The organism is Ottowia pentelensis (assembly GCF_964341695.1).
In genome coordinates, this window is sequence record NZ_OZ224513.1 from 3479427 (window position 1) to 3500675 (window position 21249).

General features: G+C 69.0%; 24 protein-coding genes and 1 riboswitch. Of the genes, 9 read left to right on the forward strand and 15 right to left on the reverse strand.

Features of this window, described 5'->3' with window-relative positions; all coding sequences use genetic code 11:
• Positions 1-19: 19 nt before the first annotated feature.
• The 7 genes from ACWHMB_RS16785 to ACWHMB_RS16815 all read right to left on the reverse strand — a co-directional run bounded on the left by ACWHMB_RS16785 (position 20) and on the right by ACWHMB_RS16815 (position 5115).
• The gene (locus tag ACWHMB_RS16785) at positions 20-616 is read right to left on the reverse strand and encodes a GNAT family N-acetyltransferase (protein WP_377479498.1); all 597 of its coding nucleotides are present in this window, start codon (positions 614-616) and stop codon (positions 20-22) included.
• Entirely contained in the window at positions 613-1704 is a 1092-nt protein-coding gene (locus ACWHMB_RS16790; RefSeq protein ID WP_377479496.1) for a PHA/PHB synthase family protein, read from the reverse strand. The genes ACWHMB_RS16785 and ACWHMB_RS16790 overlap by 4 nt, the downstream gene beginning before the upstream one ends.
• Positions 1705-1707: 3 nt before the next feature.
• Positions 1708-2178, reverse strand: coding sequence for a hypothetical protein (locus ACWHMB_RS16795; protein WP_293225239.1), 471 nt, complete (start codon positions 2176-2178; stop codon positions 1708-1710).
• A 62-nt stretch (positions 2179-2240) separates the two neighbouring features.
• Positions 2241-3416: a serine hydrolase domain-containing protein gene (locus ACWHMB_RS16800; RefSeq protein ID WP_377479492.1), complete on the reverse strand. Its 1176-nt coding sequence runs from the start codon at positions 3414-3416 to the stop codon at positions 2241-2243.
• Positions 3417-3489: 73 nt separating this feature from the next.
• Positions 3490-3876: a dihydroneopterin aldolase gene (locus ACWHMB_RS16805; RefSeq protein ID WP_377479489.1), complete on the reverse strand. Its 387-nt coding sequence runs from the start codon at positions 3874-3876 to the stop codon at positions 3490-3492.
• Positions 3877-3880: 4 nt separating this feature from the next.
• On the reverse strand, positions 3881-4294 hold the full coding sequence (locus ACWHMB_RS16810; RefSeq protein WP_377479486.1) for a dihydroneopterin aldolase: 414 nt from the start codon (positions 4292-4294) through the stop codon (positions 3881-3883).
• Positions 4291-5115 carry an SDR family oxidoreductase gene (locus ACWHMB_RS16815; RefSeq protein ID WP_377479482.1) on the reverse strand — a complete coding sequence of 275 codons (825 nt, stop codon included), beginning with the start codon at positions 5113-5115 and terminating at the stop codon, positions 4291-4293. Before ACWHMB_RS16815 ends, ACWHMB_RS16810 begins: the two co-directional genes overlap by 4 nt.
• Before the next feature lie 32 nt (positions 5116-5147).
• Between ACWHMB_RS16815 and ACWHMB_RS16820 the strand changes: the two genes are divergently transcribed.
• Together ACWHMB_RS16820 and ACWHMB_RS16825 are read left to right on the forward strand one after the other, a co-directional pair.
• Positions 5148-6332: a class I SAM-dependent methyltransferase gene (locus ACWHMB_RS16820; protein WP_377479479.1), complete on the forward strand. Its 1185-nt coding sequence runs from the start codon at positions 5148-5150 to the stop codon at positions 6330-6332.
• A 651-nt stretch (positions 6333-6983) separates the two neighbouring features.
• A complete protein-coding gene (locus tag ACWHMB_RS16825) occupies positions 6984-7178 on the forward strand; it encodes a DUF2905 domain-containing protein (RefSeq protein ID WP_293225227.1) in 195 nt (64 codons plus the stop codon).
• 66 nt (positions 7179-7244) lie between these two features.
• Here ACWHMB_RS16825 and ACWHMB_RS16830 read toward each other — a convergent pair whose 3' ends face one another.
• Together ACWHMB_RS16830 and rodA are read right to left on the reverse strand one after the other, a co-directional pair.
• A complete protein-coding gene (locus ACWHMB_RS16830) occupies positions 7245-7583 on the reverse strand; it encodes a YegP family protein (protein ID WP_293225225.1) in 339 nt (112 codons plus the stop codon).
• Positions 7584-7823: 240 nt separating this feature from the next.
• Positions 7824-8978, reverse strand: a complete 1155-nt coding sequence (rodA, locus tag ACWHMB_RS16835) for a rod shape-determining protein RodA (RefSeq protein ID WP_377479475.1) — start codon at positions 8976-8978, stop codon at positions 7824-7826.
• A gap of 42 nt (positions 8979-9020) precedes the next feature.
• On the opposite strand from rodA, the gene ACWHMB_RS16840 reads away from it, so the two are divergent.
• The 6 genes from ACWHMB_RS16840 (at position 9021) to ACWHMB_RS16865 (ending at position 15164) form a co-directional block, all read left to right on the forward strand.
• Positions 9021-9620 (forward strand): YqiA/YcfP family alpha/beta fold hydrolase, encoded by a 600-nt coding sequence (locus ACWHMB_RS16840; RefSeq protein WP_377479472.1) that lies wholly within the window; start codon positions 9021-9023, stop codon positions 9618-9620.
• 113 nt (positions 9621-9733) lie between these two features.
• Positions 9734-11797, forward strand: coding sequence for a ribonuclease catalytic domain-containing protein (locus ACWHMB_RS16845; RefSeq protein WP_377479469.1), 2064 nt, complete (start codon positions 9734-9736; stop codon positions 11795-11797).
• A complete protein-coding gene (locus ACWHMB_RS16850) occupies positions 11794-12711 on the forward strand; it encodes an energy transducer TonB (RefSeq protein WP_377479466.1) in 918 nt (305 codons plus the stop codon). The genes ACWHMB_RS16845 and ACWHMB_RS16850 overlap by 4 nt, the downstream gene beginning before the upstream one ends.
• Positions 12711-13436, forward strand: coding sequence for a monofunctional biosynthetic peptidoglycan transglycosylase (mtgA, locus tag ACWHMB_RS16855; protein WP_377479463.1), 726 nt, complete (start codon positions 12711-12713; stop codon positions 13434-13436). The genes ACWHMB_RS16850 and mtgA overlap by 1 nt, the downstream gene beginning before the upstream one ends.
• Positions 13433-13972: a crossover junction endodeoxyribonuclease RuvC gene (gene ruvC / locus ACWHMB_RS16860; RefSeq protein ID WP_377479460.1), complete on the forward strand. Its 540-nt coding sequence runs from the start codon at positions 13433-13435 to the stop codon at positions 13970-13972. The genes mtgA and ruvC overlap by 4 nt, the downstream gene beginning before the upstream one ends.
• 31 nt (positions 13973-14003) lie before the next feature.
• Positions 14004-15164 (forward strand): acyl-CoA dehydrogenase family protein, encoded by a 1161-nt coding sequence (locus ACWHMB_RS16865; RefSeq protein ID WP_377479457.1) that lies wholly within the window; start codon positions 14004-14006, stop codon positions 15162-15164.
• Here ACWHMB_RS16865 and ACWHMB_RS16870 read toward each other — a convergent pair whose 3' ends face one another.
• The gene (locus ACWHMB_RS16870; protein WP_377479454.1) at positions 15165-16256 is read right to left on the reverse strand and encodes a YeiH family protein; all 1092 of its coding nucleotides are present in this window, start codon (positions 16254-16256) and stop codon (positions 15165-15167) included.
• Positions 16257-16379: 123 nt separating this feature from the next.
• On the opposite strand from ACWHMB_RS16870, the gene ACWHMB_RS16875 reads away from it, so the two are divergent.
• Positions 16380-17309, forward strand: a complete 930-nt coding sequence (locus ACWHMB_RS16875) for a LysR family transcriptional regulator (protein ID WP_293226313.1) — start codon at positions 16380-16382, stop codon at positions 17307-17309.
• Positions 17310-17369: 60 nt separating this feature from the next.
• Here ACWHMB_RS16875 and ACWHMB_RS16880 read toward each other — a convergent pair whose 3' ends face one another.
• From ACWHMB_RS16880 to ACWHMB_RS16900, 5 genes are all read right to left on the reverse strand, one after another.
• On the reverse strand, positions 17370-17948 hold the full coding sequence (locus tag ACWHMB_RS16880) for a TMEM165/GDT1 family protein (protein ID WP_293226311.1): 579 nt from the start codon (positions 17946-17948) through the stop codon (positions 17370-17372).
• A 4-nt stretch (positions 17949-17952) separates the two neighbouring features.
• A riboswitch (yybP-ykoY riboswitch) is annotated at positions 17953-18128 on the reverse strand.
• 184 nt (positions 18129-18312) lie between these two features.
• Complete coding sequence (locus ACWHMB_RS16885) at positions 18313-19428, reverse strand: Fic family protein (protein ID WP_447648595.1); 1116 nt, start codon at positions 19426-19428, stop codon at positions 18313-18315.
• Between the two features lie 213 nt (positions 19429-19641).
• Positions 19642-20133, reverse strand: a complete 492-nt coding sequence (locus tag ACWHMB_RS16890) for a hypothetical protein (protein ID WP_447648596.1) — start codon at positions 20131-20133, stop codon at positions 19642-19644.
• Entirely contained in the window at positions 20123-20704 is a 582-nt protein-coding gene (locus ACWHMB_RS16895; RefSeq protein WP_447648597.1) for a hypothetical protein, read from the reverse strand. Before ACWHMB_RS16895 ends, ACWHMB_RS16890 begins: the two co-directional genes overlap by 11 nt.
• Positions 20701-21201 (reverse strand): hypothetical protein, encoded by a 501-nt coding sequence (locus ACWHMB_RS16900; RefSeq protein ID WP_447648598.1) that lies wholly within the window; start codon positions 21199-21201, stop codon positions 20701-20703. Before ACWHMB_RS16900 ends, ACWHMB_RS16895 begins: the two co-directional genes overlap by 4 nt.
• Positions 21202-21249 lie beyond the last annotated feature (48 nt).

A 21249-nucleotide genomic window follows, 5' to 3' on the forward strand; every position in this document is an offset into this window, starting at 1 on the left:
CTCGGGTGCTGTCCTGCTTTCAGGCCTGCGCCGCGCCATCGACGCCGAAGGCCGCGTGGCGCGCCGCCACCGCCGCCACGTCGTGGCTCAGCAGCACCAGGTCGTGGGTGACGCCGTCGCGGTCGGCCACGTGCTGGCGCAGCAGCGCCTCGGGATGAAAGCCCAGGTCCTCGAACACGGCGATGGCGCCGGTCTGGTTGGTGGTCATCTGCGCCACCAGTTTTTTCAGTCCCAGCTCGAGCGCCTGGATGAAGCACTCCTGGATCAGCACGCGGCCCAGCCCCCGACCGCGCTCGGACGTGGCCACCAGCACGCGCAATTCGCCGACGTGGCGCGACCAGCTCAGCGGGTCGATGTGGATCGAGGTGCAGCCGACCAATACGCCATCGCGGCGCGCCGCCAGGCCGCGCATGCGGCCGTCCTGCAGCGCCCGCATCCAGGCGTCGACCACCTTGGGGTGGCGAATGTCGCGCGGCACGAACAGCAGGTCGGTGGCCGGCAGGCCGGCGATGAAGCGGTCCAGGTCGGCACGGTCGGTGGCCTGCAGCAGGGCCAGTTCGACGGCGCCGCCGCCACAGTTCACGGTGCGCGGATGGGCGCGCGAAGTCTCGGTCATACGGAACGTCCCTCCAGCCAGGCGTCGAGCCTGGGCCACATGCGCTTGACCGCGTTGGCGCCGGCCGCAATGCTGACGTGGCCGCCGGGCAAGGTCACTTCTTCCTTGTCGGTCGAGCCGATCATGTCCAGCAGGGGCGCGGAGCACGCCGGCGGCACGATGTGGTCGTACTGCGCGGCGATGTGCAGCAGCGGGATGGTGACCTGCTTGAGGTCGACCGGGCGCCCGCGCACCTTGAGCGTGCCCTTGAACAACTCGTTGCCGCGCAGCAGCTGCTTGACGGTGTCGCGGAAATAGGCGCCGGGCAGCGGCAGGGTTTCATTGCCCCAGCGCTCCATCATGCGAAAGCCGCTGACGAACTGGTCGTTCCAGAGGTTGTCCCACAGCCGGATTTGTCCGGCCACGCGGGCGGCGGGGCGCAGCGCGTCGAAGCCGCTCAGCACCACCTCGGCCGGGACCAGGCCGTGCTTCTGGACAAAGGCATCAACGTCGAACGCCTTCTCGTCGGCCATGGCGCGAAACAGCTCCATGCGCGAAAAGTCGATCGGCGTGGTGAAGCAGGCGATGTTGCGCACCGGGCTGTCGGGATGCAGCGCCAGGTAGATCAGCGACAGCATGCCGCCGGCGCAGTAGGACACCAGGTTGACGTCGGTCTCGCCCGAGTCCTGCTGCACGCGGCGGATGCAGTCGGGGATGAAGTCCAGCACGTAGTCGGCCAGGCCCAGGTCGCGTTCGGCCGGCCGGGGTGCGTGCCAGTCCATCATGTACACGTCGTAGCCGCGGCGCAGCAAAAATTCGATCAGGCTTTGCCCCGGCGCCAGATCCATGACGTAGCCCCGGTTGGTGGGCGCCATGACGATCAGCAGCGGGATGCGGTAGACCTCGTCGGTCAGCGCGTGGTAGTGCACCAGCTCGAGCGTGCCGCGCCGGTGCAGCACGCTCTTGGGCGTGCGGCCGACGGCGGGCGGCTCGGCGCCCAGCAGCTCCATGCCCTTGAGGCCGCGCTGCACCGCGCGCTCGACCTCCACGCGCAGCCGCTCGGTGAGGGCCAGGTCGGCCTCGCCGGAGGTGCGTGCGGAGCTGGCCATGCCCTACTTTCTACCCGCCTTGCGGGTGTCGCCCTTGGCCTTGGCGCTGGCGGCCCGCGCACGGGACGGACGGGCCGGTGCGGGCTCGGGCTTGACCTCGGTCGGCGCGGCCGCCACCGGCTCGGCCGGCGCTGCAGCGCTGGCCGCCGCACTGGGCCGCCGCGTGCGCGCCGGTCGCGGCACGGTAGGGTCGGGCGGCAGCAGGCGGTCCAGCTTTTGCTCGATGCGCTCCAGCGCCTGCGCCAGCTCGGCCACCTGCTTGCGGCTGGGCAGGTTGGCGCGCTGCAGGTAGGCTTCGGCCATCTTGGCGTAGGCCTGCTGCATGCTGGCGCCGGTGGCATTGGCGCGCTGCAGCGAGCGCAGCAGCTCGGGCGACTTCAGGCTGTCGGTGCCCAGCGCGTTGGCATCGGCTTCGAGCCGATTGACGGCCTCGCGCCAGAGTTGCAGCGGATCGGGAAACAGCGGTGCGGCCATGGAGCGTCGAGCCGGTTCTTGCGTTGTGCGATGCCTGCAATGTAGCAGCGCGCCCGTTGTCGTCAATGGCCCAGCGCCCGATAGGCGTGGTGGCGCCACTCGAAGGTATAGGGGTTGCCGAAGCCGTAGTAGCGCTGGGTCATCAGCACGCCGGCGATGTTCAGGCGCGGGTTGATCCACCACACGGTGCCGGCCAGGCCACCCCAGCTGACTTCGCCGGACGACTGCGGCGGATCGAACACGCCGGGCTGCGCCAGCACCGAAGAGCCCAGGCCGAACACGCGCCCGGGGTTGGACGGCATGTTGGGAAACTGCACATGCTGGCCGGGCGCCACCTGGTTGCGCGCCATCTGCGCCAGGGTGTCGGGCCGCAGCAGGCTGCCTTCGCCGGGCATCAGCGCCTGGATCAGGCGCACCGTGTCGTCCAGCGTGGACACCAGCCCGCCGCCGCCCGACTGGCGCGAGGCGGGGCTGGTGTAGGCACCGGGGTAAGGCGCGGCGTCCATGCGCACCAGGCCGGGCTGCAGCGGGTTCATGAAATCGGTGCCGCCGTACAGGGCGGTCAGGCGCGCGCGCTTGGGCTCGGGCACCCAGAAGGCGGTGTCGCCCATGCCCAGCGGGCCGCAGATGCGCGCCTGGAAGAACTCGCCCAGGCTCTGGCCCGACACCACCTCGACCACGCGCGCCAGCACGTCGGTGGCCAGCGAGTATTCCCAGCGCTCGCCCGGCTGGAACGCCAGCGGCAGCGTCGCCAGCAGGTCGATGAACTGCGCCTGGCTGAGCATGGGGTTGTGCACGCCCGAGGCGCCGTAGGCCTGGTACAGCACGGTGCCCGGGTCGAACAGGCCGTAGGACAGGCCCGAGGTGTGCGTCATCAAGTCATGCAGCGTGATGGCGCGGCGCGCCGGCTCGACCTGGTCGATGCGGGTTGCGCCGGCGCGCAAGACCTGGCGCCGGGCCAGCTGCGGCAGGTAGCGCTCGACCGGGTCGTCCAGGCGCAGGCGGCCGTCTTCCATCAGCAGCAGCACGGCACACGATGTGAGCAGCTTGGTGTTGGAGAACACGCGAAAGATGTGGTCCTCGCGCAGCGGCACGCCGGCTTCGACGTCGGCCTGGCCGCAGACGAAGCGGTCGACCACCTCGCGCCCGCGCAGCAGCGCGCTGGAGGCGCCGGACAAGAACTGGCGCTCGACCTGCGACTGCAGGGCCGCATGCAGGGCCTGGAAGGGACTGCTCATGAACGATGTCTCCGCGGATGTTGGGCCAGCGCGCATCGTAACGGGCGCGCCGCGGGCTGCCCGCCGCAAGGCCTCACCAGCGGCCCGCCTCCATGCGGATGGCGACCGCGCAGTCGTCGAAGATCTCCAGCTTGGTGATCGTCACGCGCACGCCCTGCACGCCGTGCAGGCCCAGCAGGCGCTGGCACAGCTTGCCGATCAGGCTCTCCAGCAGGTTGACGTGCTCGGCGGTGCACTCGTCGATGATGATCTGGCGCACCTTGCGGTAGTCCAGCACGTGGGTGATGTCGTCGTCGCGCGGCCGCAGCGGCTGCGCGCCCAGGTTCAGCTCGGCGTCGACCTGGATCGGCTGCGGCGCGCGCTTTTCGTGCTCCAGGATGCCCAGGTTGGCGGCAAAGCGCAGGCCGCTCAGCCGCAGGTGCTGGTCGCCCAGCTCGGGCGCGAAGTCGTGGCTCATCATGGCATCACCAGGGCTTGACGGCGACCCGCTCCACGCCCACCGAGGCGCTGTCGGCGTACACGTCGGGCTTGCGCGTGGCCACGCGCGCGGCCTGCACCTCGGGGCGGCGCAGCACGGCGGCCAGCACGGCGTCGCACAGCGTCTCCTGCAGCTCGTGGTGCTGGCGGCCGACGGCCTGGGCGATCACCTCGCGCACGAAGTCGTAGTCCAGCGTGTGGGCGATGTCGTCGCGCGCGGCGCCGGCGTGCTGCAGCCGCACGCACAGGTCGACGTCGAACCACAGGCGCTGCGGCTTGTGGCGCTCGAACTCGTGCACGCCGATGCGCACCGCGCGCTCGTGCCGGCGCAGGCTGAGCAGGCGGCACTCCAGCGCCAGGCGCGCGTCCAGCGTGGCGAAGGCCAGCAGCATGGAGTTCATGACGCCGCTCCCTGCGCGCCGTCCACGGCAAACATCACGTCGCGATCCAGCGCCACCAAGTGCTGGCCGTTGTCGGCCTGCAGCGTCGCGCCGTTCAGGCTCACGTTCTCCGCGATGAACAGCGCGCAGCGCGCCACGTCCGCCGGGTCGATGGGCCGGCGCAGCAGGTTGACGCGGCTGGCGCGCTCGAAGTTGGCCTGCGTCTGCGGCCCGCTCAGGTACATCAGCCCGGGCGACAGGCCGCACACGCGCACCCAGGGCGCCAGCGCCTGCGCCTGCAGCGCCACGGCCTGGGCCAGTGCCAGCTTGCTGACGGTGTAGGAGAAATAGTCGGGGTTGAGGTTGTGCACCTTCTGGTCCAGCACATGCACCACGCTGCAGCGCCCCGCCGTGGGCCGGCCCGCCTGCGCCAGCGCCGCCGCCAGCGCGTTGGCCAGCAGCAGGGGCGTGACGGTGTTGGTCGCCAGATGCTCCATCAGTCCCGCAGCGCTCGCCGACAGGGCGTCGTCTGCTTCAAAAACAGAAGCATTGTTGACGATGCACTGCGGCAGTCCACCACCGGTCGCGCGGGCTTGACGCAGCAGCTCGGCGGCCGCCTCGGGCGCGCGCAGGTCGGCCTGCAGCAGCTGGCAGCGCCGGCCCAGGGCTTCGACCTCGGCCTGCAGCGCGCGCGCCGCGTCGGCCGAATGACGGTGGTGCGCCAGCACGTCCCAGCCGGCGCGTGCGAAGGCCAGGCTGATCTCGCGCCCCAGCCGGCGCGCCGCGCCGGTGACCAGCACGGTGCGGGCGTTGGTGGATGGGCGGCGGGCGGGGTCGGACACGAGCCGCATTGTGGCAAATCGGCACCGCGCCCATGGCGGACAATGGGCGCGTGTCCTCCGCCATCGCCCCATCCGCCCCCTTGACCGAGCTGGCCGCGCACATCGCCCGCGACATCGAGGCCGCCGGCGGCTGGCTGCCCTTCGACCGCTTCATGCAGCAGGCGCTGTACGCGCCCGGCCTGGGCTACTACGCCCATGGCTCGCGCAAGTTCGGCCCGCTGGCGCGCGACGGCAGCGACTTCGTCACCGCGCCGGAGTTGTCGCCCCTGTTCGGCCAGACGCTGGCGGACGCGGTGGCCGAGGCCCTGCGGCACACCGGCACGGACGAGGTGTGGGAGTTCGGCGCCGGCTCGGGCGCGCTGGCCGGGCAGCTGCTGGACGAGCTGGCGCGGCGCGGCCAGGCGCCGCGCCGCTACACCATCGTCGACGTGTCGGGCGCCCTGCGCGCGCGCCAGCAGCAGCGCCTGGCCGCGCACGGCGCGGTGCTGCAGTGGGCCGACCGGCTGCCCGAGGCGCTGCGCGGCGTGGTGCTGGGCAACGAGGTGCTCGACGCCATGCCGGTGCAACTGCTGGCGCGCGTCGATGGCACCTGGCACGAGCGCGGCGTGATTTTCAAGCCCAATGCGGCTCTGGCGCCCGATGGACAAGCGCGAACAGCTATTCAATCAGGAGCATTCGCCTGGAGCGACCGGCCGACCGCGCTGCGCCCGCCGGTCGAGGTGGCGGGCACGCACGACTACGTGACCGAGATCCACCCGCAGGCCGAGGCCTTCGTGCGCACCGTGGCCGAGCGCCTGGCGCGCGGCGGGCGCGGCGCGGCGTTTTTCATCGACTACGGCTTTCCCGAGGCCGAGTACTACCACCCGCAGCGCTTCATGGGCACGCTGGCCTGCCACCGCGCGCACCGCATGGACGACGACCCGCTCGCCGACGTGGGCGAGAAGGACATCACCGCGCACGTCAACTTCACCGGCATCGCCCTGGCCGCGCAGGACGCGGGCCTGGCGGTGCTGGGCTACACCAGCCAGGGCCGCTTTCTGCTCAACAGCGGCCTGGCCGAGCGCATGGCCGAGCAGCCGCTTGCCGCCCGCGCGCCGGCCATGAAGCTGCTGGCCGAGCACGAGATGGGCGAGCTGTTCAAGGTCATCGGCCTGGCCACGGGCGAGGGCTGGGCGGCGCGCGGCTTTGCGGCGGGTGACCGGACGCATCGCTTGTGATGGGGGTGTCGTGTTGGGCTTGAAGGGTTCGCGGTTGTTCGATGTTGTGCTGACTCTGCATATGTCGGCTGGCCGGGATGTGCGCCCGGCGGCGCACCTTCTTTTCTTTGCGTCGCCAAAGAAAAGAAGGCAAAAGAAAGGCGACCCCACTGGCCGTGTCCCTGCGCTTCGCTGCGGGCAACCTGCGATGCTCGCGTCTGGGCACGGCCAGAGGGGAGTTCAAAGCCGGGGCCGAGCGCAGCGACGGCCCGCATCAAAACCCCTGTGGCTGCGCCTGCGGCACGGCGCTTGCGGGGTGGCGCGTGCACCGCAGGATGCACGCGCTTCGTGCTCTGACTCGCGGGGGTTGTCTGAGCGGAGAGAACGCAGTGAACGCAGCGAGTTCCACCGCGCACCCCGCAAGCGCCGTGACGCAGGTTTGCCCCGTAGCGAAGCGCAGGGGTCGCAGACTTGGGGTTGCCTTTTCTTTGCCTACTTTCTTTTGGCGACGCAAAAGAAAGTAGGTGCGCCGCCGGGCGCATATCCCGGCCAGCCGATGCGTGCAGCGTCAACCGGACATCGAACGACAGCGAACGATCCAACGCCCAAAGCCCCTCTCCCCAAAGGGGCGAGGGAGCCGGGCAGCGCCACTGCAGCGCCAAGGACCCGCCCATGATCCGCTGGCTGATCGTCGTCTTCCTCGCCCTGGTGCTGATCAACGGCCTGGCGCCGTTTCTGCGCAAGTTCGGCCTGGGGCGCCTGCCGGGCGATTTTCACTTTCGGCTGTTCGGGCGCGAGTGGTTCATTCCGCTGGCCAGCACCGTGGCGCTCAGCCTGCTGGCCAGCCTGATCGCGCGCTGGCTTTGATGCGGCGCCGGGCGGGCGCGAAAAAGCCGCCCGCGGGCGGCTCGGGGCGCTGAACGGGCCGCGCGCTCAGGCGGCGCTCTGGTCGTCCACGCTGGCGCCGGGAGCGTTGGTCACGCAGGACTCGATGCCGTGGTCGCGCGCCGACTCGCTGGAATACATCTGGCTTTGGCCGATCACCTGGCCGTTGGTGGCCTTGAGCGTGAAGTAGGGCGAGCCGTCCTTGGCGGACAGTTTTTCGTAGCGCGCCGCCGTGCCGCCGTTTTTCTTGACCGACTCGATGCCGTTGACCGCGCTGGCCTTGGCTTCGTACATCTCGCTGGTCAGGATGATCTGGCCGTTGGCGGCCAGCAGGTTGAAGTGGAATTTGCCGTTCTTGGACTTCTTGAGCTCGAACTTGCCAGCCATGTCTTCTCCTGGGGTGGGGTTGAAAAACCCCTGCATTGTGACGGCATCCGCTCAGCGCGCAAACCGCGCCGCCACGGGTCAGAAGGTGTGAATGAATCGCGAGTGCCCGAAAGGATCGTCAAAACGCGTCCGATCAAGGCGCAAAGCGCAGCCGTAGCCCGGGCTACGGCGAGCATTTGCAACGCCGGGCGGGCGGGTTTTGGCGGTCAAGGCGGGCATGAGGGGTTCGTTCACACCTTCTCAGCTCTGGATCAGCCGCTTTTCCTTGGCGATCGACATCAGCATGCCCAGCGCCAGGCCCAGCGTGACCATGGCGGTGCCGCCGTAGCTGATGAAGGGCAGCGGCACGCCGACCACCGGCAGGATGCCGCTGACCATGCCCATGTTGACGAAGGCGTAGGTGAAGAAGATGGTGGCCAGGCTGGCGGCCAGCAGGCGCGCGAACAGCGTGGGGCCGTCGGCGGCGATCATCAGGCTGCGCAGCACCAGAAAGACGAAGCCGGCAATGATGGCCAGGTTGCCGACCAGGCCGAACTCCTCCGAAAAGGCGGCGAAGATGAAGTCCGTCGTGCGCTCGGGGATGAACTCCAGGTGCGTCTGCGTGCCCTGCATGAAGCCCTTGCCCCACAGCCCGCCCGAGCCGATGGCGATCATGCCCTGCAGGATGTGAAAGCCCTTGCCCAGCGGGTCGCGCGTGGGGTCCAGCAGGGTGCACACGCGCTGGCGCTGGTATTCGTGCAGCACCACCCAGTCCGCGCCGTCGGCGCACAGCTGCGGCTCGAAGGCCAGGATCAGCACCACGCCGACGACGGCGATCAGCACCGGCGGCAGCACCAGCTTCCAGGGCAGGCCGGCAAAGAAGATCACCGCCAGCCCGGCGGCCAGCACCAGCATGGCCGTGCCCAGGTCGGGCTGCTTCATGATCAGCCCCACCGGCAGCGCCAGCAACCCAAAGGCGACGGCGAAGTCGAACGCGCGGGTCTGCCCCTCGCGGCGGTGAAACCACCAGGCCAGCATCAGCGGCGTGGCGATCTTGAGCAGCTCGCTGGGCTGGATGACCACGCCCAGGTTGATCCAGCGCTGCGCGCCCTTCTTGCTGATGCCGAACAGCGCCACCGCCACCAGCAGCGCCACGCCCAGCACGTACACCGGCACCGCCAGCTGCATCAGCCGCCGCGGCGGCACCTGCGCCACCACCACCATGATGCCGGCGGCGATCACCATGTTGCGTCCGTGGTCGACAAAGCGCGTGCCGTGGTCGTAGCCCGACGAATACATGGCCAGCAGGCCCAGGCCGGCCAGCATCAGCATGGCCAGCAGCAGCAGCCAGTCGAAGCCGCGCAGGTGGGGCCGCACGCGCTGCCACAGCGAGGGTCGGTCGAATACAACAGCCATGGGGGCGAATTATCCCGCGCGCCCATCCCCTACCATGGGGCGATGACCACCACCCACCTGCTCTACCTGCACGGCTTTCGCTCCTCGCCCCAGTCCACCAAGGCGCAGCTGATGGCCGCACGCGTGCGCGCCGAGCACCCCGCCGTGCACTGGTGGTGCCCGCAGCTGCCGCCCTCGCCCGCCGCGGCGGCCAGGCTGATCGACGCCGGCACCGCCGACTGGCCCGCCGCGCGCATGGCCGTCGTCGGCTCCTCGCTGGGCGGCTACTACGCCAGCTGGCTGGCCGGGCGGCGCGGCTGCCGCGCGGTGGTGCTGAACCCCGCCGTCGATCCCGCGCGCGACCTGGCCGCCCACATCGGCGAGCAGAGCGCCTGGCACGACCCGGCCGAGCACTTCTTCTTTCGCGCCGACTACCTGGACGAGCTGCGCGCGCTGCAGTCCGACGCGTCGGCCGACCCGACCCGCACGCTGGCCATCATCGCCAAGGGCGACGAGCTGCTGGACTGGCGCGAGATGAGCGCGCGCTACGCCGGCGCGCGGCTGCACCTGCTGGACGGCGGCGACCACGCGCTGTCGGACTTTCCCCTTCTGATCGACGAGGTGCTTTCATTTCTGCAACTTGCCGTCGATCAAGAATCCTGATTTGATAGCTGCTCGCGCTTGCTGCATGCCGGCAAAAGCCTGATTTCATTCATAAAACAGGCGCCGGCGGCCGCACCGGGGCGCCGCGGTTGATGGGACAATCCATCCCCTCCATGCACATGCTTTTCGACGACGCCGGCAAGTTCCTGGCCGGCCGCATCCTTTCCGAGGCCGAAGCCTCCGCCCAGGTCGAGCTCGACTCGGGCAAACGCGTCAAGGTCAAGGCCGCCAACCAGCTGCTGCGCTTCGAGCAACCCGCCCCCGGCGAGCTGCTGGCCCAGGCCGAAACCCTGGCCGCCGACATCGACCCGGCGCTGGCCTGGGAGTTCGCCCCCGAGGGCGAGTTCGGCTTTGCCGAGCTGGCGGCCGACTACTTCGGCGCCGCGCCCAGCATCGCCCAGCAGGCCGGCGCGCTGTGGGCGCTGCAGCAGGCGCCGCACTACTTCCGCCGTGCCGGCAAGGGTCGCTTCAAGAAGGCGCCGGCCGACATCGTGGCGCAGGCGCTGGCCGCCATCGAGAAGAAGAAGCAGCTGGCCGCGCAGATCGCCGGCTGGGCGCAGGAGCTGGCCGCCGGCCGCTGCCCGGCGCCCATCGGCGAGCAGCTCTACAAGATCCTGTTTCGGCCCGACAAGAACGCGCCCGAGTACAAGGCCGTGGTCGAGGCCGCGCGCGCCACGCAGCTGGCGCCGCTCACGCTGCTGCAGCGCGCCGGCGCCATCACCTCGGCCTACCAGTTTCACTGGCAGCGCTTTCTGTTCGAGAACTTTCCCAAGGGCACCGGCTTTCCGCCCCTGGCCGCGCCGGTGCTGCCGCAGGACCTGCCGCTGGCCGCGGTGCAGGCCTATTCGATCGACGACTCGCAAACCACCGAGATCGACGACGCGCTGTCGGTGCAGGGACTGGGCAGCGGCACCGTGGTGCTGGGCATCCACATCGCCGCGCCGGCGCTGGCCATGCAGCCGGGCGACGCGCTGGACGACGTGGCGCGCGATCGCCTGTCCACCGTCTACATGCCGGGCTACAAGATCACCATGCTGCCCGACGCGGTGGTGCAGGCCTGCACCCTGGCCGCCGGGCAGGCGGTGCCGGCGGTGTCGCTGTACGTCACGCTGCATGAGGCCACGCTGGCCATCCAGGGCAGCGAAACGCGCATCGAACGCGTGCCCATCGCCGCCAACCTGCGCCACGATCAGCTCGACCAGCTGATCACGCCCGAATGGCTGGCGGGCGCCGACGATTCAAGCCAAATTGGCCCACAAGCGGCGCCCATCCAGCGCGAGCAGCTATCGTTTTTATACCGACTGGCGCAGCACCTGAAGGCCCGGCGCGAGCAGGTGCGCGGCAAGCCCGAGACCTTCAGCCGGCCGGACTACAGCTTCAAGCTGGTCGGCGTGCCCGACGGCCAGGCGCCCAGCGGCGACGAGCAGGTCCAGATCACCGCCCGCCAGCGCGGCGCGCCGCTGGATTTGATGGTGGCCGAGCTGATGATCCTGGCCAACAGCACCTGGGGCGAATGGCTCAAGTCCTTGAACGTGCCCGCCATCTACCGCAGCCAGGCCAGCCTGCTGCCGGGCATCAAGGTGCGCATGGGCGCCAAGGCGCTGCCGCACGCGGGCATCGGCGTGCCCAGCTATGCCTGGAGCACCTCGCCGCTGCGCCGCTATGTCGACCTGGTCAACCAGTGGCAGATCATCGCCGCCGCGCGCCACGGCACGGCCGCCGCGCTGGCCGCGCCCTTCAAGCCCAAGGACGCGCAGCTGTTCGCCATCATCAGCGCGTTCGACGCCGCCTACAGCGCCTACAACGGCCACCAGGCCAGCATGGAGCGCTTCTGGACGCTGCAATACCTGCAGCAGCACGGCCTGAGCGAGCTGGACGCCAGCCTGCTGCGCGAGCAGCCGGGCGGCGCCTGGCTGGCGCGCGCCGACACCCTGCCGCTGGTGTTCAGCGTCATGGGCTCGCAGACGCTGGTGCGCGGCGCGCGCGTGCGCGTCAGGCTGGGCGCGGTCGACCCCATCGCGCTGGACGTGCACGGCAGCGTGAGCGAGGTGCTGGGCGAGCAGATCACCCCCGCCAGCAGCGACGGCGCCGAGGACGAGGAAGACACCGCCGGCCCGCTCGCCATCGCGGTCGACGTGAGCGAACCCGAGCCCGGCAGCGAGGGCCCGGCCGCATGATGGCCGCGCGCCTGCCGGGCGTGCCTGCGTGGCGTTCGCTCAGCACCCTGCAGTGGGCGCTGGCGGTGTCGGTGCTGGTGCATGCGGCGCTGCTGACGGTGCGCTTCGTCAACCCCGAGGGCTTTGCACGCGTGTTCCAGGACAACACGCTGGACGTCGTGCTGGTCAACGCCAGGTCGGACGAGAAGCCGGTCAAGGCGCAGGCCATCGCCCAGCACAGCCTGGCCGGCGGCGGCGAGGCCAAGGACGCGCGCATCGTCAGCACGCCGCTGCCGCCCAGCCCGCGCGAGGCCGAGGGCACCGACGCCATCGACGAGAACCGCCGCCAGATCGACAGCATGCTGCACCAGCAGGAGCTGCTGCTGGCCCAGGTGCGCGAGCAGCTGGCCGCCATGCCCCGGCCGGCGCCCGAGGCCGCGCGCGACGACCCGCAGGCACGCGCCGAGCAGGAGCGCAGCGAGCAGTTGCAGAAGCTGCTGGCCGCGATCGAAAAGCGCGTCGAGGAAGAAAACTCGCGCCCGCGCAAGCGCTACCTCAGCCCCGCCACGCTGGGCGCCACCTACGCCGCGTACTACGACGACATGCGCCGCAAGATCGAGGTCGAGGGCACGGCCAACTTCCCGCAGATCGCCGGGCGCAAGCTGTACGGCGAGCTGCTGATGGCGCTGCTGATCAATCACGACGGCCGCATCCTGGACGCGCGCGTGGTGCGCGGCTCGGGCAACCGCGTGCTCGACCGCCTGGCCGAGGCGATCGCGCAAAAGGCCGCGCCCTTCGGCCCCTTCACGCCCGCCATGCGCAAGGACACCGACCAGTTCGACGTCACGGCGCGCTTTCGCTTCACGCACGAGCAGACGCTGGAGACCACGCTGCAGGCCGACGAGCTGAGCGCCACCGCGCGGAGCAAGCACTGATGCGCCTGCTGGGGCGCTGGCTGCTGCTGGCCGTGGCCGGCGCCGTGCTGCTGCAGCTGTTCTTCATCGGCCGCATCGCGCTGATGGCCGTGCTCGATCCGCAGTCCACCACCTTCGAGCGCTCCGAGGCCTGGCGCCTGGCGCGCGCCGGCGAGCTGCGCTGGAGCCAGCACTGGCGCGACTACGGCCAGATCTCGGATCAGCTCAAGCGCGCCGTCATCGCGTCCGAGGACGACAGCTTCACCAACCACGAGGGCGTGGACTGGGAGGCCATGGAGCGCGCCTGGGAGCGCAACGCCAAGGCCGAGCAGGCCGCGGCCGAGCGCGCCGCGAAAGAGCTGCCGGCGCGCCCGATCAAGATTCGCGGCGGCTCCACCATCACCCAGCAGCTGGCCAAGAACCTGCTGCTGTCGGGCGAGCGCACCCTGCTGCGCAAGGGGCAGGAGCTGGTGCTGACCGTCGCGCTGGAGCGCCTGCTGTCCAAGCGCCGCATCCTGGAGCTGTACCTGAACCACGTCGAATGGGGCACCGGCGTGTTCGGCGCCGAAGCCGCCGCGCGGCACTACTTCAACAAGAGCGCCGCGCAGCTGACGGCGTGGGAAGCGGCGCGCCTGGCCGTGATGCTGCCGCGCCCGCGCTACTTCGAGCAGCGCCCGCGCTCGGGCTACCTCAGCCAGCGTGCGCGCGTGATCGTCGGCCGCATGCGGGCGGCGGAGTTGCCATGAGAGTGCTGGGCATCGACCCCGGCCTGCGCAGCACCGGCTTCGGTGTGCTGGACGTGGACGGCCCGCGCCTGGCCTACGTCGCCAGCGGCGTCATCCGCACGCACGACGCGGCGCAGGGTGATTTGCCCGCGCGCCTGAAGCTGCTGTTCGACGGCATCCGCGAGGTGCACGCGCGCTATCAGCCGCAGGCCGCGGCGGTGGAGATCGTGTTCGTCAACGTCAACCCCCAGGCCACCCTGCTGCTGGGCCAGGCGCGCGGCGCCTGCGTGACGGCGCTGGTGCACTGCGGCCTGCCGGTGGCCGAATACACCGCGCTGCAAATGAAGAAAGCCGTGGCCGGCCACGGCAAGGCCGCCAAGGCGCAGGTGCAGGCCATGGTGCAGCGCCTGCTGAACCTGCCGCAGGCGCCCGGCCCCGACGCCGCCGACGCGCTGGGCCTGGCCATCACGCACGCGCATGCGGGCGGCACCCTGGCCCGCCTGCATGGCGCGGGCCTGGCGCGCACCACCAGCAGCATGTACCGCACCAGCCGCTGAGGCTGGCCTGGGCGTTGCTACAGTGGGGCGCATGAAACCCACGCCCCGCCCCCTTTTCGGCCCCGAGCACGAGGCCTTTCGCGCGCAGGTGCGCCGCTTTTGCGAGCGCGAGATCGCGCTGCACCACGCCGAATGGGAAGACGCGCACGGCGTGCCGCGCGCCGTGTGGCAGCAGGCCGGCGCCAACGGCCTGCTGTGCTGCTGGTTGCCTGAAAGCCTGGGTGGCCCAGGCGGCGACCTGCTGTTCGACTTCATCGTCAGCGAAGAGCTGGGCCGCGCCGGCGCCACCGGGCCGGGCTTTCCGCTGCACTCGGTGATCGTCGCGCCGTATCTCGCCGCGCACGGCACGCCCGCGCTGCAGCAGGCGCTGCTGCCGGGCATGGTCAGCGGTGAGCGCATCGCCGCCATCGCCATGACCGAGCCCGGCACCGGCAGCGACGTCGCGGCTATCCGCACGCATGCGCGGCGCGACGGCGACCACTACGTGCTGAACGGCCAGAAGACCTTCATCACCAACGGCCACAATGCGGATGTCATCGTGGTCGCCTGCAAGACCGACCCCGAGCAGGGCGCGCGCGGCGTCTCGCTGCTGGTCGTCGAAGGCAACATGCCCGGCTTCACGCGCGGGCGCAACCTGCGCAAGATCGGCCAGCACGCGCAGGACACGGCCGAGCTCTTCTTCGACAACGTGCGCGTGCCCGCCAGCCACCTGCTGGGCGACGAGGGCCAGGGCTTCAAGTACCTGATGCAGAAGCTGGCGCAGGAGCGCCTGCTGGTCAGCGTGCAGTGCCAGGCGCGCGCCGAGGCAGCCCTGCAATGGACGGTGGACTACGTGCAGGAACGCAAGGCCTTCCGCCAGCGCCTGGCCGATTTCCAGAACACGCGCTTCAAGCTGGCCGCGCTGGCCACCGACCTGCAGGCCGGCCGCGCCTACTGCGACGCGCTGATCGCCCAGCACCTGGCGGGCCAGCTGGACGCCGTCGGCGCCGCCGCCGGCAAGCTGTGGCACAGCGAGCTGCTGGGCCGCGTGACCGACGAATGCCTGCAGCTGTTCGGCGGCTACGGCTACATGGCCGAATACCCGATCGCCCGCGCCTACGCCGACGCCCGCATCGAGCGCATTTATGCCGGCACGTCGGAGATCATGAAGGAGATCGTCGCGCGTGACCTGCTGGACGCGCGCGGCCGGTAGTCAGCCCAACCAGCCCTGCACGGCCTGGTTGAGCAGCGCCCCGCCCGCCACCAGCCAGCCGAACAGCACAAGGGCCAGCTGCAGCGGCCGCAGGCCCGCCTTGCGGATGGCGCTGACGTGGGTGGTGAGGCCCAGCGCCGCCATGGCCATGGCCAGCAGGTGGTTGTCCAGCGCGGTGGCCGCTGCCGTCACCGACTGGGGCAGCCACTGCAGCGAGTTGAACGCCACCACCGCGACAAAGCCGACGGCAAACCAGGGCACGGTAACGCGCGGCGCGCCCTGTGTCGCCCCGCTGGCTCGCCGGGCCGGATCGGGGTGGCGCACCAGCCAGGCCGACAGCATGAGCAGGAAGGGCGCCAGCATCATCACGCGCACCATCTTGGCGATCACGGCCGTGTCCGCCGCCTGCGCGCCGATGGCGTTGCCGGCGGCCACCACCTGGGCCACCTCGTGCACGGTGGAGCCGATGTAGATGCCGAAGGCGTGCTCGCCGCCGGCCAGCCAGCCCGCGTGCTGGTTGAGCGCGTACAGCGCCGGATACAGGAAGGTGGCGAGGGTGCCGAACACCACCACCGTGGCGACGGCCACCGTCACCTGCTCGGCGCGGCCCTTGACCACGGGCTCGGCCGCCAGCACGGCGGCGGCGCCACAGATCGAGCTGCCGGCGCCGATCAGCATGGCGGTCGAGCGCTCCAGCCCCAGCCAGCGCGTGCCCAGCCACACCGCCAGCGTGAAGGTGCCGCCCACCACCACGGCGTCGATCAGCACGCCCGCCACACCCACCTGGGCCACGTCCTGCACCGTCAGGCGCAGGCCGTACAGCACGATGCCCAGGCGCAGCAGGTTCTGCTTGGAAAACACCACGCCCGGACCCGCCTGCGCGGCGATGCGCGCATAGCCCAGGTTGCCCACCAGCATGCCCAGCACGATGGCCAGGCTGAGCCCGCTCAGCCCCGCCGCCTGCACCCAGGCGTGCTCGGCCAGGCGAATTGCCAGCCAGCCCAGGCCGGCGCTGAGCACCAGGCCCGGCAGCAGGCGACCGGCCGCATCCCCCGCATCCCCTCCGACCGATCGCGACGACAAAGCTGACATGGAAACCCCGTTGCAGTCACGCACCCGAATGTGCGCATGACGGGACTCTAGGGATCGCCAATCAATCCGTCCAACGACTTGTTTTTGTATGATCAAGCTGATTGATCGATTGATTGGAACGCGATGACCCCGTTGCACCTGACCTTGCGGCAACTGCAAGTCTTCACCGCCGTGGCGCAGGGCGGCAGCACGGCCGCGGCCGGCGCCGCCATCGGCCTGTCGCAGTCGGCCACCAGCGCGGCGCTGAAGGAGCTGGAGCGCATGCTGGGCGCGCCCCTGTTCGACCGCGTGGGCAAGCGCCTGCAGCTCAACAGCAGCGGGCGCGCGCTGCTGCCGCGCGCCCTGTCGCTGCTGGACGGCGCGGCCAGCCTGCAGCGCGCGGCGCTGGGCGACCAAGACAGCCCGGGCGCCCTGCGCATCGGCGCCAGCACCACCATCGGCAACTACGTGCTGCCGCGCTGGCTCAGCCTGCACTGGGCGCCGTGGTACGCCGCGCAGCCGCCCGAGTGGCACGCCCAGGTGATGATCGGCAACACGGCCGAGATCTGTCGCGCGGTGGCCGACTTCAGCCTGGACGTGGGCCTGATCGAGGGCCCCTGCCACGATCCGCTGCTGCAGGCCCGCCCCTGGCTGCGCGACGAGCTGCTGGTGGTCGCCTCACCCCGCCTGGCGGGCCAGCTGCAGCCCCAGGGCGGCGCCGCGCCGGCGGTGCCCGTCGGCGTGCTGCGCCAGCAGGTCTGGCTGCTGCGCGAGGCGGGCTCGGGCACGCGCGTGGCCACCGACCATGAGCTGCTGCCGCATCTGCGCGCCTATCGCCGCAGCATCGAGCTGGGCAACTCCGAGGCCATCAAGCACGCGGCCGCCGAAGGCCTGGGCCTGGCCTGCCTGTCCGAATGGGTGGTGGCCGACGGGATCAAGTCCGGCCGCCTGACACGCCTGGCTACCACGCTGCCGCGCATGCTGCGCCCCTGCTACCTGGTGCTGCATCGGCACAAGCAGCTCACCGGCGCGCTCGAGCGCTTGACGGCATCGCTGATGCAAAGCGTGGCGTGACGCCGCCGGCCGGCAGGCCGCAAGCGGCTCGCGCATCGAAGCATCGGCTCACCCAGGGCGTCAAAAGCCGAAGCCCGATCCGGCGCCGAGCAGGGTGGCGATGCCCAGCAGCACGAAGATGACGGCGGCGATCGAGTGCACCAGCTTCATCGGGATGCGGGCGGCCAGCTTGTCGCCCACGAACACCGCCGGCACATCGGCGATCAGCATGCCCAGCGTCGTGCCCAGAACCACCAGCAGCGGCGTGGCGTAGTGCGCCGCCAGGGCGACGGTGGCGATCTGCGTCTTGTCGCCCATCTCGGCCAAGAAGAAGGTGACAAGCGTGGCGCCGAACACGCCCAAGTGCTGGGCCACCTGCGACTCTTCGTCTTCGATCTTGTCCGGAATCAGCGTCCAGACCGCCATGCCGAGAAACGACAGACCCAGCACCCAGCGCAGGACGCCCGGGCTGACCGAGGCGGTGATCCACGCCCCCAGCGCGCCCGCCAGGCCGTGATTGACCAGCGTGGCCGCCAAAATGCCCAAGATGATCGGCACCGGCTTCTTGAAACGCGCGGCGAGGATGAAGGCGAGGAGTTGGGTCTTGTCGCCGATTTCGGCAAGGGCGACGACACCGGTCGATACGAGAAGGGCTTCCATAAACGCTTTCAGGCCGGATGAACGACGATTGACCACCACGCATCCCCGGCCGAATCGGAAGCGTCGTGGTCAAAGGTCTTGCCAAGCATGAAAACCGCTGACACCATGACCTGCGGGTCAAGTGTGTTGACGTCAGCCTCTCGAGGGGGTCGAGAGCGGCTACTCCCCAATGACCCAGCGATTCTAGCAAGCCGCCCAAATCCCGTCAGGCAAGAAAAAACCTCGCTAGGTTTTATGTAGCGAGGTTTCTAGTGCCCATGCGGGCTTGTTTGGTGGCGGAACACGGAACCGAACCCGCGTCCTCTTTCCGAACCAGATAGAAACGCATTGGCCTTGAGGACGTGGATTCAACGATTTGGCCAAATTACCCCGCCAGCTCGTAACCCGTACTGCGGCCCCCACCCGGTGTTTTCTGGAGTACCCCAAGGTCTAGCAGCTGCGTGATGTCGCGCAGTGCCGTGTCGGGCGAGCATTTGGCGATCGTCGCCCATTTGCTGCTGGTCAACTTGCCTTCGAAACCGTCGAGCAGACGGTTGAGCAATTTCACCTGGCGTTCATTCAGCGGCTGACCCGCCCAGCGTTGCCAGAAACGCGCCTTGACCAACACCGCGTCCAGGGTGGTCTGAGAACTGGCTACCGCGCGACCCAGGGTGCCCAGGAACCAAGACAGCCAGCCAGTCACGTCGAGCGAGCCTTTCTGGGTCCACTCGAGCACCTCGTAGTAGTCCTTGCGTTCCCGCTGGATCTGGGCCGACAGGCTGTAAAAGCGCTGCGGGCTGCCGTCGGCGCGAGCCAAAAACAGATCACCCACGGCGCGGGCGATGCGGCCGTTTCCATCATCGAAGGGGTGCAGCGTCACAAACCAGAGATGCGCCAACCCCGCTTTAATCAGCGTAGGCTCCCCAGTCTCGGCATTGGCCCAGGCCAGAAAGCGGTCGATCTCAGCAGCCAGCGCCTGCGCAGGCGGGGCCTGAAAGTGCACCTTGCGCCGGCCCACATGCCCTGACACCACTTGCATGGGCCCCTCGGCATCGGTTCTCCACTGGCCCACCTCAATCCGAGTCATGCCGGAGTAGCCGGTCGGGAACAAAGCGGCGTGCCAGCCAAACAGGCGCTCGGCCGTCAGAGGTTCGGTGGCACGGGTGGTCGCATCCAACACCATCTCCACGACCCCCTCAACATGCCGGTCCACAGGCGCCACTGCGCCGATGTCTACGCCCATGCGGCGTGCAATGGAAGATCGCACCGATTGCACGTTGAGGACTTCGCCTTCGATCTCGCTGGTCTTGACCACGTCTTCGGTCAACGCGGCCAGACTGGCCTGATCGCGCAACGCCATGCCCACATCGGCCATTCGCCCCAGCAGGAGCCCCTGAGCACGACTGACGTCGGTCAGTGGCCCGGTCAACGCCGAAAGGTCGTAACGCCACTGCGGCCAATCATCTGCCTGCCAGATGTAGAGCTTTTCTCCGTCATTCATGCGGAGATTACACACCCAATTCGCCGCAGAGGCAATACATTCCACGCATTAAATGCGGAGAATAAACACCCATTCACCGCACGCCTGGGTGCACCGAATCGCTAAGTCAGCAGGCCCAGTCGCCTGGGCGGGGTTGGTCACCGGGTTCCATACGAATTTTCGTATGGAGAAACTCGATGCCCACCAAGATCTGCGCCTGCTGCGGCGAGCCGTTCACAACATGTCCATCAAACGCTGCAAATGGCTGGCGCGTTCGGCTGGAACAGTCAACGTGAGCACTCCACCAGCGACTGCCTCCCCCCCACCTCCAAGGGAGTGCAGGTGCTGAGCCAGTTGGTGATCATTGCTGAAACCGCCCGAAGTCAGTAAGCGGAAATGGGCATATAAGCGAGGCATGCATACCGAGGTCAGTCGGAGCGTGCCGTCTTCACCCTTGTCGGCGTTGAACTCGTCGCCCCAGTACAGCCTGAGTCCGGAAAACGGTCCCAGCTGTCGTTCCGCAAGGCGATAACGATTTCCGCCAAGAGGGACAACGCCAACCTCTTCCTGGTCCCATTCTTTGCAGCGCACGAGATCGAGCTGCCCGTCGTCATTCCAGAAGGGACCGCCGGAATCCCCGTCAGCAGGAAACTCCAGCACGACGTCCACCGCCTTTTCGACCAACAGGTAGAACCCGCTGGGGAATGAATGGGGTTCAGTAGGCATCGTCCGGGAGATCTTTCCAAACCGTCAGGAAATGGGCGCCCGGCGACCCGTTCTCGACCAGAACGTAGCCTGACCGCAGCTCCTTCCGCCCCCAGGTTGTCTGCCAGAGCGCAGAGAACGACCACAGCTCACCGCCTTCAGCGTGACCTTTGAGGAAATCCTTCCACGCTGCGTGGAGGTGACCGAAGGGCAGTTCAGGGGCCGCCTGGAGAGGGTCAGTCACGATCTCGCGCATCTCGATCTCCTGCACCGTCATTCGCTCCAGCAGGTGTTCGCGCTCGACAGCGAATTCGCGTTCCTCCGGGAACCCGTTGCTTTCCTTCTTCTGGAGCATCTCCTTGACCTTCATATAAACCGCCACGGGCCAGACGGCGACCACGAGGATGGCAGCAAGGACGGGGGCGATGATGTTGTTGAGGATGCGGAATGACAGCTTCTTGCGATCCGGGTTGACGGCATCGAGCAGTTCACGAAGGGATTCGGACTCCTTCTCCTTCGTCAGCCGATGGGCACCGTACACAACGGCGAGGACCGCGATGCCGATGCCCAGGTACCCGTAGAGGTAGATCACGCCGCGCCCCCGTCGCCTTTGCCAGTTCGCGGGAAAACTGTCATGGCGCCAACTTCATAGCCTTCAGGGGCGCCATCAGATTCGGCGACCCCGTTGTGCTGCACGCGAGTGGCAACGACGACCCCTCGCTCCACATCCAAGAACAGGTCGCGCTCGAAGGTGCTGCCGTACCCCATGTGGACGTACTCGAGCTGTTTGCCCTGCGGAAGACGGATCGTGCCGGAGTACCAATGGGCGAACACCCTGTCCGAAAACCCGGGGAAGATGGTTGCCAGCGACGCATCGGTCCCGTCTTCGAGCGTTCCGTTCAGACCGATCAGGTACAGGCGGTCGTCAATGATCTCCCAACTGCCGACGTAGCCGCGCCATAGGGCCGTGCAGTTCGACTCGAAGCGCGGGTTGGTGCCCCCCATCGCGAAGTAGTGGCTCAGGGGGTTCGTGCACATGGCCACGTCCTCGCCCTGGTAGCGCAGCTTTTCAGCAATCTGTGCAGTCATGTTGCCTCTCTAGAATCTGATACTTTTCAAAATAAGGCCCGGGAGTAA

Excerpts from the sequence above, each read along its gene's own strand:
- ACWHMB_RS16810 (WP_377479486.1), bottom strand. The coding sequence starts at position 4,294 with ATGAACTCCATGCTGCTGGCCTTCGCCACGCTGGACGCGCGCCTGGCG.
- ACWHMB_RS16890 (WP_447648596.1), bottom strand. The coding sequence starts at position 20,133 with ATGCCTACTGAACCCCATTCATTCCCCAGCGGGTTCTACCTGTTGGTC.
- ACWHMB_RS16805 (WP_377479489.1), bottom strand. The coding sequence starts at position 3,876 with ATGATGAGCCACGACTTCGCGCCCGAGCTGGGCGACCAGCACCTGCGG.
- ACWHMB_RS16875 (WP_293226313.1), top strand. The coding sequence starts at position 16,380 with ATGACCCCGTTGCACCTGACCTTGCGGCAACTGCAAGTCTTCACCGCC.
- ACWHMB_RS16880 (WP_293226311.1), bottom strand. The coding sequence starts at position 17,948 with ATGGAAGCCCTTCTCGTATCGACCGGTGTCGTCGCCCTTGCCGAAATC.
- ACWHMB_RS16845 (WP_377479469.1), top strand. The coding sequence starts at position 9,734 with ATGCACATGCTTTTCGACGACGCCGGCAAGTTCCTGGCCGGCCGCATC.
- ACWHMB_RS16825 (WP_293225227.1), top strand. The coding sequence starts at position 6,984 with ATGATCCGCTGGCTGATCGTCGTCTTCCTCGCCCTGGTGCTGATCAAC.
- ACWHMB_RS16795 (WP_293225239.1), bottom strand. The coding sequence starts at position 2,178 with ATGGCCGCACCGCTGTTTCCCGATCCGCTGCAACTCTGGCGCGAGGCC.
- ACWHMB_RS16885 (WP_447648595.1), bottom strand. The coding sequence starts at position 19,428 with ATGAATGACGGAGAAAAGCTCTACATCTGGCAGGCAGATGATTGGCCG.
- mtgA (WP_377479463.1), top strand. The coding sequence starts at position 12,711 with ATGCGCCTGCTGGGGCGCTGGCTGCTGCTGGCCGTGGCCGGCGCCGTG.
- ACWHMB_RS16900 (WP_447648598.1), bottom strand. The coding sequence starts at position 21,201 with ATGACTGCACAGATTGCTGAAAAGCTGCGCTACCAGGGCGAGGACGTG.
- ACWHMB_RS16790 (WP_377479496.1), bottom strand. The coding sequence starts at position 1,704 with ATGGCCAGCTCCGCACGCACCTCCGGCGAGGCCGACCTGGCCCTCACC.
- ACWHMB_RS16840 (WP_377479472.1), top strand. The coding sequence starts at position 9,021 with ATGACCACCACCCACCTGCTCTACCTGCACGGCTTTCGCTCCTCGCCC.
- ACWHMB_RS16800 (WP_377479492.1), bottom strand. The coding sequence starts at position 3,416 with ATGAGCAGTCCCTTCCAGGCCCTGCATGCGGCCCTGCAGTCGCAGGTC.
- ACWHMB_RS16830 (WP_293225225.1), bottom strand. The coding sequence starts at position 7,583 with ATGGCTGGCAAGTTCGAGCTCAAGAAGTCCAAGAACGGCAAATTCCAC.
- rodA (WP_377479475.1), bottom strand. The coding sequence starts at position 8,978 with ATGGCTGTTGTATTCGACCGACCCTCGCTGTGGCAGCGCGTGCGGCCC.
- ACWHMB_RS16785 (WP_377479498.1), bottom strand. The coding sequence starts at position 616 with ATGACCGAGACTTCGCGCGCCCATCCGCGCACCGTGAACTGTGGCGGC.
- ruvC (WP_377479460.1), top strand. The coding sequence starts at position 13,433 with ATGAGAGTGCTGGGCATCGACCCCGGCCTGCGCAGCACCGGCTTCGGT.
- ACWHMB_RS16865 (WP_377479457.1), top strand. The coding sequence starts at position 14,004 with ATGAAACCCACGCCCCGCCCCCTTTTCGGCCCCGAGCACGAGGCCTTT.
- ACWHMB_RS16870 (WP_377479454.1), bottom strand. The coding sequence starts at position 16,256 with ATGTCAGCTTTGTCGTCGCGATCGGTCGGAGGGGATGCGGGGGATGCG.
- ACWHMB_RS16850 (WP_377479466.1), top strand. The coding sequence starts at position 11,794 with ATGATGGCCGCGCGCCTGCCGGGCGTGCCTGCGTGGCGTTCGCTCAGC.
- ACWHMB_RS16820 (WP_377479479.1), top strand. The coding sequence starts at position 5,148 with ATGGCGGACAATGGGCGCGTGTCCTCCGCCATCGCCCCATCCGCCCCC.